Source organism: Paraburkholderia sp. 35.1 (assembly GCF_050436525.1).
In the GTDB taxonomy this organism is placed as follows: domain Bacteria; phylum Pseudomonadota; class Gammaproteobacteria; order Burkholderiales; family Burkholderiaceae; genus Paraburkholderia; species Paraburkholderia tuberum.
In genome coordinates this window covers 1,468,664-1,482,086 of sequence record NZ_JBNDMJ010000002.1, presented here as the reverse complement: position 1 = coordinate 1,482,086, position 13,423 = coordinate 1,468,664, and the positions used below count along the sequence as shown (strand labels likewise).

The window sequence follows — 13,423 nt, the reverse complement described above, 5'->3', positions numbered from 1 at the left end:
CCATACTGGTTGCGCAGTCATGCAACGCGCAAGGCGTGCCCGGGAGATGTCAGGCCGTCTTCTAAACATGAGAACCTCTTCGTCCTTCTTCACGTTGCGATGTCTGGGGAATATCCAGGTCTAATCGATTCAGGGCACGCCGGTGCAGAAACACGCCGCCGAGCAAACCTATGAGCACGACGCTGGCGAGCGTCGCCACGAGCAGCAGCAGGATGTGGCTCGCGAAGAACCATTCGAGCGCGAGCCGAGGCGGCAAGGACCCGATGAAATAGCTTTGATCGTTGCTCAGCGTGGTGAGCGTGCCGTCATGCACGACCACGAGGCTGCCGCTGATCTTGTCGTCCGGACGCTTGCTGATGAGGTAGCGGTTGGCTTGCAGCACGTCCACGACAGCGTCGAGACCGTCCGGCGTATTGCCCGATACGACCACCGCGCTGCGGCCGCGAGCCAGCGGCGACTCGAGTCCCGCCAACATGCCGTCATGGTCGTCGCTGCCATACAGTGCGGCGATGGCGGCCTCGCGTTCAGCCTGCGCATGCCCACCCGTCAGCTTTTCCCACCACGCGGCGATCCAGCGGTCCGATGAAGCAACCGGAGCGAAGAAGCCGCGCGGCAGATCATCACGCCATGCTTTGAGCAAGGGCTGGTTATCGCCCGACGCCAGCACGAGCAGGTCCTTGCGACGCAGCGCGTCAACCTGCGCTGGATCGCCCACCGTCACGCCCAGCACCGGATAACCCGTGGTTTGACCCATGCTGCCCATCAGCGTCAGGTAAGCGGAATAGTCGCCAGCGACCGGCTGTGCGGGCAGGATCACCGCCGTCTCGGACAGATCGGCCATCCGCGTGAACGGAAAGCCTGCGTCTGCGAAGGCGCGCAGATCCGGCATGGCTGCGTAACGCGGCAGTTGGGAAATGTCGATCGTCGAAGTCGGATCGATGGCGCTCAGGAGCGGGCCGCCGGGCACATCCTCGACGTGGTCTTTCGGCGCCACCGACTCGTAGCGATAGTCGAATTGCAGCGTCGTCAACGGCGGCAGCAGATAGGTCGGAACGCGTATCACCGCATCACCGTCCGACGCGTCGCCTGTCAGCGGCAAGGTCTGCAGGGGCGTGTTGCCGGCCAGCACACCGAGCTCCGAGCGCGTTGACTCCGGACGGGCCGTATAACGGTAATGCAGGTTCAGCACCGCGCCGCTGTTGTCAAAACCGAACAGACCCGGCGGCAGACGCAGGTCCACATTGATCGCCCCAGGGCGAAAGCCCTGCACCGTCAAGCGGTCCACCGCTAGCATCTCGCCCAACTGCACCGGGCGGTCGCCCGGCAGCCAGTTGGGTGCGTCATAAGGCTTGCGCGGCACAACGGAAACCGGGGCGTCGATCTTGACCAGAGAGCCCGACAGCGTCTTTGCGCCAAGCACCAGCGCGGTCGCGGCCTCGCGGATCTGCGCGTCGTTGCGGCCCATGACCAGCAGCAGCTTGCCGTTAGCGTCATTGGGGTTGGGCACGATGGCCAGCATCGGCCCTTCCACCGCAGGCAGGGTCAAGCCCGGCACCTCGCCCGGCAGCGCGAGCACCACCGCATGTCCGTGCGCGGGTATCGCACCCAGGCTCGCGGAGAAGTGCGCACCGCGATAGCCCGCCTGCGCACCCAGCCACGAGGTCACGATACCGGCCGATTCGAGGCGCTGCGCGCGAGGCGCTTGCGGCAGCACGACGGGCAGCTCCACCCTGCGCACATCGCGCACGTCGAGGAACGGCGCGGGCAGTTGCGACAGGTCACTAAACAGGGTCGCCGGAACCACGGTCAGTTCCAGCGCACTGTCCGGCCCGGGCTTCAGCCACAGGTCGGAACTCAGCGGATTGTTGCCCTGATCGCTCGCCTTGCTATGCGCGATCAACTCGAGGGTGAGCTGGTTGAACCCGGACAGCAGCGACACCGGCAGATCCACACTGATATGCGCCGGCGTCCGCGGCGCCGGTTCGGGCAACGCTACGGTCGCCCCCACAACGCTGTTGAGCAACACCTTGAGATGTGAGAGCGTAGGCAGCAAGGTGGACGAGTAACTGTAGTCCAGCACGAGCCGCGCGCTGACTACGCGCTCGTCGCGGCGCAAACCGAAGTCCATGCCCGCATAGGCATCCTCGCCGAGCAAGGTCAATCCCTGTTCCGCGTTTTGCCGCAGCAGCGGGATCCGGTAGGTATACGCGTCGGCCGGCGCCGCCGCGCTGAGTTCCGGGTGCGGGCTTTGCCGCACGGCATCGACCGGGACAGCCGACGCGGGCACCGTCGCGGCCAGCACGTCGCCCGCTCCGAGCAACAGGACCGAACACAACACCGCGCCCAACCGGCGCGCGCTCGTCAAGGAGCGCAAAAGCGACAGGTAGCCGACACTCACGATTGCTTTGTTCCCAAGTCGCTTGCCGGGTCTGCGGACGAACGGCCAAGGCGCTCACGCCCACCCAGGAACAGATGCCGGAACAACTCCCCGAAGCCGCGCATGCCGACGCCGAGCACCTCAAACAGGCTTCGCAGCGGCCTGTCGGGACGATAGCTGCCCCATGAGGCGATCCAACTGTCGGCGCGCGAAAACGTCGCCCCTATCCAGGCGCGCTCCTGAGCGATCGTCAGGGTCGGAAAACTCACGCCGATGGTGCGTCCGCGGCACACCTGCACTTCGGCCGGGAAAACGTCCTCGTAGTCGTCGCGCAACACCGCCACCGTGATGCGATCGCCGTGCTCCGGCAACGGTGCGCCCTCAGGCAGCACCAGCCCCAGACCACCGTGCGAATAGTCGCTGGTCTGACAGTCGATGCGAGTTCCGTCGGCGTGAATCACGGCGGCCGGCAGTTCGATCTGGACCCGCGGAGCGAGACGCAACTGTCTCGATTCGCTCGCTACGCCCGCGGCCGCGCTGAGGTTCATGATGTTGTAGGTTACCCATACCAGGTTGAACAGAATGCTCGTCGCTTCGGGCCAGCCCGGACTGCGGATCAGACCTGCGACACCCACCATGAATCCGGTCAGATTGATGAGCAGCAGAACGATGTAGGGCCGGGCCATCGCCCAGTCCAGGAAGGACTGACGGATCACCCCGCCCTTGGACGTCACGTTGAAGCCTTTGCTGCCTGGAAAGAGTACGGCTTGCAACGCGGGCAGAATCACGTACCAGGCCAGTACCGTTTCGTAGACTTCGCTCCAGAACGAATGTCGGAAACGCCCTTGAATGCGCGAGGCGCCGAGGCTCGAAATGACGAGGTGCGGCACGACATAGGCCAGCACCATCAGCGCGGAAGCATGAAAGACGTGCGCGCCAAAGAACAGATACGCCATCGGTGTGATCAGAAACACGATGCGCGGCAAGCCGAAGAAAAAGTGCATCATCGCGCTCAGGTAACACAGACGCTGAGGCAGTGTTAGCCCCGCGATCAACAGCGGGTTGAAGCGACGGAATATTTCCGCCATGCCTCGTGCCCAGCGTATGCGCTGACCGACGTGACGCCCCAGACTCTCGGTGGCGAGACCCGCTGCCTGAGGGATGGCGAGATAGGCCGTGTTGTAGCCCCTCGTGCTCATCTTGAGCGCGGTGAGCGCATCTTCCGTGACACTTTCCGTCGCCACGCCGCCTACATCCTCCAGCGCCGAACGCCGCAGCACCGCGCAGGAACCGCAGAAAAAAGCGGCATTCCACAAGTCGTTGCCGTTTTGCAGCACGCCGTAAAACAGGTCACCCTCGTTGGGCACCTTGCGGAAGGTTTCGAGGTTGCGCTCGAACGGATCGGGCGAGTAGAAGACGTGCGGCGTCTGCACCATGGCCATCTTCGGATCTTTCAGGAACCAACCCATGCAGACCTGCAGGAACGAGCGCGTGGTGACGTGATCGCAGTCGAACACTGCGATGTACTCGCCGCTCGTCCTGGAGAGTGCCGCGTTGAGATTGCCTGCTTTGGCATGCGCGTTGTCCGGCCGGGTCAGATAATCCACGCCAGCCTGCTCGCAGAATTGCCGGAATTCGTCACGACGGCCGTCGTCCAGCACATACACGCGCAGCTTGTCGGCCGGCCAGTCGAGCAGCGTGGCGGCCAGCACCGACTGCCGCACGACCTGCAGCGGCTCATTGAACGTGGGAATGTACACATCCACCGTCGGCCACGCCGAGCTATCGGCCGGCAATCGCGCAGGCCGGCGATGCAAAGGCCAGAGCGTCTGAAAGTAGCTGCACAACAGCATGAGCACCGCGTACCCTTCGGCCAGCAGCAGAAGGCAGCCGAAGGTCATGTCGAGCGAGGTGGTAAAGGACAGCGTCTGCGTCAGGCGCCAGTACAGGTAGCGCAAGGACACAAACACCGACAATGCCACCAGGGACACCGTGATGATCCTGCCGCGAATGCGGTTCAGCAGAACCGCGACGACCATGCAAAGGATGCCAAACGTCCATTGCTTCGACGCGGCCAGATTGACCGTCATGGCAGAAGTGAACAACAGCGCGGCCAATAGCGTCACTGCCAGCCGCAGCCAGTTCGACGCCCATAGCCGTGTCCCCGCTTCCAGAAGTTTGTCGTCCCAACTTCCGGCATCGTCACTCTGGTCCGTGTTGCGCGTTTGCCGCCGCGGCTCCGTCTTGCTCAGCCTGCGTTTGATCTGTGCCATGGAAAGGTCTTCTAGCGCGTGCGCCGGTTCGGCACGACGCGCTGGTTCGCGGCCACCGTGGTTTTAACCAGGCCGTCATTGACGGAAAAGACTGTGACGAAGTTCATGACGTCTGGCGTTGCGGAACACCTTCTTGAGGCTCACTCCGTTCCCGCAGGCGCGCAAACACGGCGCTCAGAGAGTCCGGCTGTTGAGGAGCGGTGACAGGTTCGGGATTGAACTGAAGGACCGGCTGTTCGGGGGCGGCTTGCAATACCGGAAGAGATCCGGACACGGCAGCGGGGACGGCTGGCGCAATCAGCTGCGGCGGCGCGGCGGGGGCCACTTCAGTCACATCGGTGGGAAGAACGGCTTCAGCCTCGCGAGCCGAGTCGTCCCGGGTCGTGTCCCCTGGCGACGAGGTGGTCTGCATGGACCAACGCCCACGCGAACCTTGCCCCTGCTCGATTCTTTCTATTTCTTGATAATGCGACGGGCTCACGCCCAACATCTGGAAGAGATTCGAAATGTCTGATGCACTGCTCATACGCCATCCCCGTCGAACTGCCCATATTGTTTGTTGCAGACTGCACCGCGTACCGGTCGGGCAATCTGCTGTAATTTTTACTTAGGAATAAGGATAACCATTATTTCCGTTACATTATTGCGTCCGCCATAATAATTCCCAAATCGTGAGGCGGCACCGTTGATACACTCGCCCTTTAGAGACCTCTTCAGGAGAGCCGCGCCCAGGGTCTTATTTTTCAGCCAAGGCAACCGAGGGCCCCGCCGCTGAGGTACGAGCGTGTAAGCGGCGCGTATTGTACAGCGGAACTTAATGAGTGGCCCCAAATAATTCCAATCTAAATATCGGCTATTTCAGAGCAAAGTTAAGCGTTTAAAATGTTAAATATGGTCAGTCAAACGTTTGCTTTTTATTGGGCGTCCGATTATTCCCGAATTTGCGCCGGGAATCGGTTTTGAAAAGCGTGCCGTGGTGTTACGGACTGTCGTCGCGCCCGAGCATCCACACCCAATGCGGGTCGACGTCGAGCAGCAGCCGTGTCGGCACACCGAGCGCGCCCGACAGATGAGCAACCGACGTGCATACGGTAATGACCAGATCGAGATTGCCGACGAGCGCCGCCGACTCGTCGAACGACTTCAGCTCTTTCGTGCAGTCGACAACATCCAGTCCGTCGGACGCCGCGTTACGAGGGCCGACGTCGGAAATGTAACGCGGGACCGGTCGATAATCGCGTCGTACATCTATGAGGACGTGAAGAACGTCAAGGCAAACGACATGCGACGCGCTCCAGCATCGCTCGTATTCGCAGCGGTCCAGGCTTCACGCCGAGTTTGTCGGCAAGTTGCACGAGCGGCAGAAAACGCCGCTGCAATTTCTCTGTGTGATTCTGCGCGATGTCCGCTATCCGGTGCTCAAGAAACGGATTGAGTAGGCGCTCGCGTAACTCGACGAGATAGGCGAGAGCCTGCTCGCGCTGACCGAGGACCGCAAATGTCGGGAGCACATCTTCCGCCCAGACAGTTTCCAGGCTGGCGCGTAGTATCGGGTCGTTCATTGCCTGACATACGGTCTCGTCAACCGGTCTGCGGTCCTCTAGCCACCGCTGCGCCAGATAGCTGTGACCGAGATTGAGCAGGAACAACTTCAGGCGCTCGAAGTGCTGCAGATCGTCAGTCAAAACGATGTTTTCATGAGTGCAGGGTAGAACCAGCCCCGGCTGCTGCTCAATCGCCCAGAGCGCATACGGTTCGGCAACGGCGCCCACCGGTTCGATCGCCTGCGAAACGATGCGGTCAACGAGCGAATTGGCCCATATGCAACGCGTTCGAAGGTAGGTAGTGAACGGCTCCGGCAGCCGCCACTTTACCGCGAGAGTCACGACAAGTTCGCGCAACGTATCGCCGTTATTGACCACGAGTTCGCATGGAAAAAGGGAGAGCGGCGCATCAGGGTTTCGTTCCCAACGGGCATGAAGCAACACCAGCAGCTTGGCCGGAAAGCTCTGTGGCACGCGCTCCGGATGATTCACGAGCGTCGCGGTATCTCGGTCATCGAGCCGGAATCCCCTGTCTCCCGTATTGGAAACAATCACTTCGACGTGCTCTGCCACGGCGTCTCGCACTTGTGCCCAATGAGACTCGGCGTGCCATGCTGCGCGCACCGCGTCGCCGCTCAGCATCTCGTCCACCAGCACGCCGTGACGCATGCCTCGAACCCGTACCGGATATCGCCCGCCCTCTGCCAGCGCTGCAATACGCTTCTGACTGGACTGGCTGCTGGTGGTCTGCACGACTGTAATGCCACCGAGCGCGGCACCCCGCGTCATGGCTTCCGAAACAAACAGGTCGACATGCGCCTGAAGAAAGCGGCTAGTGCCGAACTGGAGAATTGGCTGGCTCATGGCAAATATCCGATATGCGTCAGAGTCAGCATTCGATGATGGCTTTCACTACACCTTCGGACGGTTCGAGCAATTTCGAAAATTCGGCAGGAACATCGGCAAGCTTCATCCGGTGCGTGTTGAGTGCCGCATCGGGCACCTGACCGGCACGCATGGCCCTGAGAACAGTTTCGAAATCTTCCGCAGTCGCATTGCGGCTTCCGATCAAGGTGGCTTCGCGCTTGTGGAACTCCGGATCGGAGAAAGTGATCTTGTCTCTCACCACGGAAATCAACACGTATTTCCCGCCGTGCGCAATAAACTCAAAGCCGCGCTCCATGGCAGCCGGATTACCCGTCGCATCGAAGACCACATCGAAGAATTCGCCGTCGGTGAGTTTCGCCAGCTCGTCGACGTCGGTATCACCGATTTGCACAGTAGCCGCCACTTCAATTTTCTCAGCGCAGAAGTTGAGACGATCGAGCCGTGTATCGAGCGCCGTCACCGTGGCCCCGCGCAGACGTGAAAAGATCATTGCGGCCATACCGATCGGACCTGCACCGACCACCAGCACGCGCTGTCCCGCCTGAACGTCCGCGCGACGAACCGCGTGCGCGCCAATGGCGAGAAACTCGATCATTGCCGCCTGATCGAGCGTGATTCCTTCAGCCTTATGAACGAACTGACGCGGCAAACTCAGATACTCTGTCAATGCGCCATCACGATGCACGCCCAATACCTGAATGTTCACGCAGCAGTTCGTTTTTCCGTTCCTGCAGGCAATGCACTGACCGCATGACAGGTAGGGCATCACGTAGACCGGGTCGCCGGCGTCCAGGCCGGAATCCGTGTCGGCTTCTTCGACCGTGCCCGACAGTTCGTGTCCCATCACGCGGGGGTAGGCGAGAAATGGCTGATTGCCGGTAAAGATGTGCAGGTCGGTGCCGCATACGCCGACGCGTCGCACGCGCAGCAACACTTCGCCGCGATCGCGCGGCGGCCGTGAGCGCGTCTCAGCGCGTAGTACGCCGGGAGTTTCACAAATAATAGTGAGCATGAGGTTTCCTTTTTCAGCTACAGAACCCGCGAAGCCATAGTGCGGTTTCGATGCGAGCCCGGTTAATTTGTTTCTTCATGGCGAGGTCAAACGAGTGCCGTGTCGAGACAACGCTATTCGAGGTAAAAGACCTCTTCCATCCGTGCCCAGTGTTCCGACGGCGCACGACTCACCAACGGTTTCTGGCACGGGCCGCACAGGCTCCACCAACGTTGTGTTTCCGGGTCGCTCGCAATCTCGGCCATATCGCTTTCATAGTCAGTTCCGACGTATTCCCAGTAACCAAACAGCAGGTTCTCGGGCTCCCGCAGGAAAATCGAGTAGCGGGTGACATTCGAGCGTTTCAGGCGATCGAGCACCGTCGGCCACACCTGCGCATGCAAGCGTTTGTATTCGTCGATGTGCTGCGGATCGATACCGATGACCATTCCCATTCGTTGCACTACATTCTCCCTATTAATGGTGATGTGCGTCGATACACAGGCTCACTCGACCACCTCGGGCACAGGTGCGGTGTCCGCGATCAGACCGTCCGACTTCAGTTCCTGCCACAATCCGGCTGGCAGCGCCTGCTCAAACCACGCGACGTTCTGCTGGAGTTGTTCGACACTGCGCGCGCCCACCACGCACGACACAACCGCAGGATGCGCAAGCGGAAACTGCAGTGCCGCGGCGGGTAGCGGAACCTCGAATTCGCGGCAAACCTCAGCCAGCCGGTTGACGCGCGACACGACACCGGCGGGGGCGTCCCCGTAATTGAACTTGCCGTTACCTGCCAGCACGCCAGAATTGAACACACCGCCGACCACGATCGAATTCCCATACCGTACGCAATTGTCGAGAAACGGCGCGAGACAATCCTGCTCGAGGAGGGTATAGCGGCCCGCCAGTAACGTCACATCGAGTTGTAATTCCTGCATGGCTTCATGCGCGACCTGCCACTCGTTCACGCCGAGGCCGATGGCTTTGACCACCCCCGCGTTGCGCAGCGTGTCGAGCGCGCGGAAACCGCCCCCTTCTGTAAGCTGTTTCCAGAATTCGACGTTTGCATCCCCATGTGTCATTCGACCGATGTCATGCACATACAGCAGATCGATCTGCGCAATACCGAGACGCTGCTGGCTGTCTTCGAAAGACCGCATGACGCCGTCGAAGCTGTAGTCGTAGTGCGGCCGGAAAGGAAGCGGCTCAGCCCAGCCGTCGTCGCCGCATTGAACAGTCGGATCCGGCCGAAGAAGCCTGCCGACTTTCGTACTCAGCACGAACTCGTCGCGTGGCCGCGCTGACAACGCGTTGCCCACGCGGCGTTCCGAAAGCGTGTACCCGTAGAACGGTGCAGTGTCGAAATAGCGCAGACCGAGCGACCATGCTTCGTCCATCAGCGCGCGCGCCTGTTCCGGCGGCATCGTGCGATACAAGCCGCCAAGTTGCGAACAGCCCATACCCAGTGCGCTCAGTTGCACCCCGGCACGCGACACCTCACGCAGATCACTTGCTTTCATCAGGAATTCCGTTCCCAGGCATTCATTGCCGGATGTTCAACGCTTCACAGCGCGTCTTGAGTAGCGCTGGACTCAAGGGCGGACAACGCCGCCGGGCGTCGTCCGCATCGCGCTTCAATACAAGACATTCTTCGCGGCGGGCTGATCGATGTTGTCCTTCTCGACCATCACGACGCCGGTATCCAGTTGCTTCGTAACCGGCTTGTGTTCGATGACATCCACCGCCGTTTTGACACCCTTGTAGCCCATCTGATACGAGCCCTGGACAGCGATGGCCTGGATGGTTCCGTCCTTGATGAAGCCCTGGAGGTCCTGGTTGCCGTCAAAGCCGATCGCGACGACCTTGCCGGCTTTCCCGGACTGCGCCAACGCGCGCCCCATTCCCACAGCAGTCGGTTCATTTGCACCGAAGATGCCCTTCAGATCCGGATTGGCCGACAGCACATCGGTGGTCTGATTGAGCGCGGTCGCCATCTGCGACTGCGAGTAGAACGGTCCGACAATCTGCAGCTTCGAATGCTGCGCGAGATACTTCCGGAACCCACCCACGCGGCCAATCTCGGAACCGGCGCCGGCGACGTACGACATCACAGCGACTTTCCCCGTCTGTCCGACACGGTCGATCATCGCTTTCGCGCACAACTCACCGGCCTTGACGTTATCGGTCGAGAGAAACGACTGGTAATACTGCTTGCCGGAATCGGACACGAGCGAATCGATCAGGACGACCGGAATTTTTGCCTCCCAGGCCTTCTTCATTGCCGGGATCAGCGCGTCAGGATCGGACGGCGCGAGCACGATCGCCGCGACATGCCGGTTCACCGCGTTCTCGACCATATTGACCTCGTCCGCCACGGCTGACTCGGTCGCCGGTCCCTGAAACGTCATCGTGTAGCCGTTCAGCCCTTTCATGCCCTCCGTTGCACCCTTTTGCACGTTCTGCCAATAATTCGAGTTGGCCGTCTTGACGATCACGGCGATCTCTCCGTTCGCTGCATTCGCGTGCGCCGTCACTGCGGTCAAAAGTGCGGCGGCCAATGCCAGATACATCTTTCTCATGTCTCACTCCTTGGGTTGGTGATTGCACTGCTTTGTTGGACTTCTCGAATGGCTTCATTCGATGTGCTTCATCGACGGTTTCTGACCTGGTCGATCCAGACCGTGCCGAGAATGACCAGTCCGATGATGATTTGCTGGATGAAACTCGATACGCCGTTCATGTTCAGGCCATTGCGCAGCACCCCGATCACAAACGCACCGATGGCCGTACCGGAGATCGTGCCTACACCGCCCATCAGGGACGTCCCGCCAATCACGGCGCTGGCGATCGCATCGAGCTCGTACATGACGCCTTCGTTCGGTTGCGCCGTGACGAGGCGCGACATCAGCACGCAGCCCGTCAGACCGGCGAGCACGCCGGACAGCACATAGGTAAACAAGGTGACGCGGCGGACATTGACGCCGGAGAGCCGCGCGGCTTCGGCATTCGATCCGACTGCGTAGATGTGGCGGCCAAGCGAGGTGCGCGTCAGCATGATCGACACGGCCACCGCCAACACGACCATGATGATCACGGGATACGGGATCCCCGGAAATACCGTATCGGGGAACCCGTCTGCCCCGATATGCGAGATGCGGAACAACGCGCCATTTCCGAGTTCGCCGAACGCGTCGCCGAGTCCCGAAACCGGGCGCGCGCCAGTGATCTGAAGCGCGAGACCACGCGCGACCAGCATCATGCCGAGCGTGGCGATAAAAGGCGGCAGACCCATACGCGTGACGCACAGGCCATTAACGAATCCGCACAGGCCGCCCACCACGACGCCGCCGAGCATGCCGAGAGGAATCGGCACGCCAGCCTTGACGAGCAACGCGGCGACCACACCAGACAGCGCGAGTACGGAACCCACGGACAGGTCGATTCCGCCCGTAATGATCACGCAGGTTGCCGCCACGCCGAGATAGGCAATCGACGTCACCTGCAAGGCCACTGTCATGCCATTGTCGACCGAGAAGAAAGCGGAACTGGTCAATGAAAAGACGGCCACCAGCATGATCAGACTGCCGAGCGCGGCAAATTTCTGAATCAGGTCGCGACGCCGGAGCTTCGCGCTGGTGTCGACAGTAGTGGTCTGTTCGGATGTTATTTCAAGCATGATTTCGTCCCGATGCGAAGTGCATGATTTCTTCCTGATTGGTGTGGCGCGTCTCCAGGATCGTGGCGATCCGGCCTTCGTGGAATACCGCGACGCGATCGGACATGCCGAGAATTTCAGGCAATTCCGAACTGATCAGCACAACGCCGATGCCCTGCGCGGCGAGCTGGTCCATCAGCGTGTAGATCGCGTATTTCGCGCCGACATCGATGCCGCGCGTGGGCTCGTCGAAAAACAGAATCTTCGATTTGCGAAACAGCCATTTGCCGATCACAACCTTCTGCTGATTGCCGCCGGACAGGTTGCGCGTGAGTTGATGGACGGTCGGCGTGCGGATCCCGAGCGTTTCGACGTAACGCTGTGCGATGGCCGCTTCTTCGGCGAAACGAATGAAGCCGGCGCGACCCGACACCGCCTCGATATTGGCCAGCGTGAGGTTGGTCGCGACCGGCATCTTCAGCGCGAGACCGTCGCTCTTGCGGTCTTCCGACAGGTACGCGATACCGTGGTGAATCGCATCGATAGGCGAGCGGATCGAGACGCGCTCGCTCCCGATATGAATCTCGCCGCCGTCCGGTTGGTCAGCGCCGAAAATCGCCCGTGCCACTTCGGTCCGGCCTGCGCCCATCAAACCGGCAAAGCCGAGAATCTCGCCTCGCCTCAGTTCGAACGAAACCGGCCCAAATGCCGGTGCGCGCGACAGATTGTCGACACGCAGCAGCACGTCTTGCGTCGGGACCGAGCGGCGCGGCGGGTACGCATCGTTCAGCGCCCGGCCGACCATTCGCGCAACGATTTCATCCATGCTGGTCGCCGCGAAATCGTCGGTTGAAATGTGGTGCCCGTCGCGCAGCACCGTCACGCGATCGACAATCTGCTTCATTTCATCGAGACGATGAGAGATGTAGACAATGCCGACCCCGCTCTCGCGCAACTCCTTGATGATCCGGAACAGGTGCATGGTTTCGGATTCCGTGAGCGACGAAGTGGGTTCGTCCATGATCAGCACCTGGGCGTCGAGCGAGAGCGCCTTGGCGATTTCGACCATCTGTTGCTGGGCGATCGACAGCGTCCCCACCAGCCTCGTGGGCGGCAACGACAATCCAATGCGGGCGAGCGCGCGCTGGGCGTTCCCATTCAGTCGTGCGCGATCGATGAACGGCCCGCGTTTGGGCTCGCGTGCCAGGTAGATGTTTTCCGCAATCGACAGGTGGGGCACCAGGTTCAGTTCCTGGTGAATGATCGCAATGCCTGCTTCCTGTGCCTCGAGTGAGGACGCGAACCGCCTTTGCATGCCGCGAAAAACGATCGTGCCGGCATCCGGCTGGTATTGCCCGCTGACGATTTTCATCAGGGTTGACTTGCCGGCGCCGTTTTCGCCACAAATCGCGTGTACTTCGCCGCGGCGCAATTCGAAGTGCACGTCCTCCAGTGCAACGACACCGGGAAACCGCTTGCCCAGCCCGCTCAGTTTCAATAGCTCCGGGGGTTCCTTTAACGCGAAGCCGTCCGCCACGCGCGGGGCCAGGTCAGTGCTCAGATCTGTCACACGTGTCTCCTTCTTTTGTGTCGAGGCGCTGCCATCGGTCAGGCCAATCTGATGCAGATTAAAGAATAAACGGCGATTTTGGTCAAGCCAATTTGCAAGATACTTCTTCTGGCCTTACCAAG

General features: G+C 60.8%; 10 protein-coding genes and 1 pseudogene. All 11 read right to left on the bottom strand.

All coding sequences use genetic code 11. The annotated features are described in order from the left end of the window. Nucleotides 1-61 precede the first annotated feature (61 nt). The 11 genes and pseudogenes from bcsB to OKW27_RS12745 all read right to left on the bottom strand — a co-directional run bounded on the left by bcsB (nt 62) and on the right by OKW27_RS12745 (nt 13,292). Nucleotides 62-2,398: a cellulose biosynthesis cyclic di-GMP-binding regulatory protein BcsB gene (bcsB, locus tag OKW27_RS12795; RefSeq protein WP_429333670.1), complete on the bottom strand. Its 2,337-nt coding sequence runs from the start codon at nt 2,396-2,398 to the stop codon at nt 62-64. After that, complete coding sequence (bcsA, locus tag OKW27_RS12790; RefSeq protein WP_429333669.1) at nt 2,395-4,650, bottom strand: UDP-forming cellulose synthase catalytic subunit; 2,256 nt, start codon at nt 4,648-4,650, stop codon at nt 2,395-2,397. The genes bcsB and bcsA overlap by 4 nt, the downstream gene beginning before the upstream one ends. A 103-nt stretch (nt 4,651-4,753) precedes the next feature. Beyond that, nucleotides 4,754-5,176 carry a BcsR/BcsP family cellulose biosynthesis protein gene (bcsR, locus tag OKW27_RS12785; RefSeq protein ID WP_090806611.1) on the bottom strand — a complete coding sequence of 141 codons (423 nt, stop codon included), beginning with the start codon at nt 5,174-5,176 and terminating at the stop codon, nt 4,754-4,756. Nucleotides 5,177-5,632: 456 nt separating this feature from the next. Beyond that, nucleotides 5,633-5,827: pseudogene (locus OKW27_RS12780) on the bottom strand (tetratricopeptide repeat protein); the annotation flags it as partial. Between the two features lie 91 nt (nt 5,828-5,918). Next, nucleotides 5,919-7,058, bottom strand: a complete 1,140-nt coding sequence (locus OKW27_RS12775; protein ID WP_429333668.1) for a mannitol dehydrogenase family protein — start codon at nt 7,056-7,058, stop codon at nt 5,919-5,921. A 25-nt stretch (nt 7,059-7,083) separates the two neighbouring features. Continuing rightward, nucleotides 7,084-8,094: a zinc-binding alcohol dehydrogenase family protein gene (locus OKW27_RS12770; protein WP_429333667.1), complete on the bottom strand. Its 1,011-nt coding sequence runs from the start codon at nt 8,092-8,094 to the stop codon at nt 7,084-7,086. A 113-nt stretch (nt 8,095-8,207) separates the two neighbouring features. Continuing rightward, nucleotides 8,208-8,522 carry an L-rhamnose mutarotase gene (locus tag OKW27_RS12765; protein WP_429333666.1) on the bottom strand — a complete coding sequence of 105 codons (315 nt, stop codon included), beginning with the start codon at nt 8,520-8,522 and terminating at the stop codon, nt 8,208-8,210. A gap of 57 nt (nt 8,523-8,579) precedes the next feature. Next, complete coding sequence (locus OKW27_RS12760; RefSeq protein WP_187610742.1) at nt 8,580-9,596, bottom strand: aldo/keto reductase; 1,017 nt, start codon at nt 9,594-9,596, stop codon at nt 8,580-8,582. A gap of 114 nt (nt 9,597-9,710) precedes the next feature. Beyond that, nucleotides 9,711-10,655 carry an ABC transporter substrate-binding protein gene (locus OKW27_RS12755; protein ID WP_429333665.1) on the bottom strand — a complete coding sequence of 315 codons (945 nt, stop codon included), beginning with the start codon at nt 10,653-10,655 and terminating at the stop codon, nt 9,711-9,713. 68 nt (nt 10,656-10,723) lie between these two features. Continuing rightward, complete coding sequence (locus tag OKW27_RS12750) at nt 10,724-11,752, bottom strand: ABC transporter permease (RefSeq protein WP_184031637.1); 1,029 nt, start codon at nt 11,750-11,752, stop codon at nt 10,724-10,726. Beyond that, nucleotides 11,745-13,292: a sugar ABC transporter ATP-binding protein gene (locus tag OKW27_RS12745; protein ID WP_429334591.1), complete on the bottom strand. Its 1,548-nt coding sequence runs from the start codon at nt 13,290-13,292 to the stop codon at nt 11,745-11,747. The genes OKW27_RS12750 and OKW27_RS12745 overlap by 8 nt, the downstream gene beginning before the upstream one ends. Between the last annotated feature and the right edge of the window lie 131 nt (nt 13,293-13,423).

Bases quoted from the DNA above. Each gene is read 5' to 3' on its own strand.
- bcsA (WP_429333669.1), bottom strand. From the start codon at position 4,650: ATGGCACAGATCAAACGCAGGCTGAGCAAGACGGAGCCGCGGCGGCAA.
- bcsR (WP_090806611.1), bottom strand. From the start codon at position 5,176: ATGAGCAGTGCATCAGACATTTCGAATCTCTTCCAGATGTTGGGCGTG.
- OKW27_RS12775 (WP_429333668.1), bottom strand. From the start codon at position 7,058: ATGAGCCAGCCAATTCTCCAGTTCGGCACTAGCCGCTTTCTTCAGGCG.
- OKW27_RS12770 (WP_429333667.1), bottom strand. From the start codon at position 8,094: ATGCTCACTATTATTTGTGAAACTCCCGGCGTACTACGCGCTGAGACG.
- OKW27_RS12765 (WP_429333666.1), bottom strand. From the start codon at position 8,522: ATGGTCATCGGTATCGATCCGCAGCACATCGACGAATACAAACGCTTG.
- OKW27_RS12760 (WP_187610742.1), bottom strand. From the start codon at position 9,596: ATGAAAGCAAGTGATCTGCGTGAGGTGTCGCGTGCCGGGGTGCAACTG.
- OKW27_RS12755 (WP_429333665.1), bottom strand. From the start codon at position 10,655: ATGAGAAAGATGTATCTGGCATTGGCCGCCGCACTTTTGACCGCAGTG.
- OKW27_RS12750 (WP_184031637.1), bottom strand. From the start codon at position 11,752: ATGCTTGAAATAACATCCGAACAGACCACTACTGTCGACACCAGCGCG.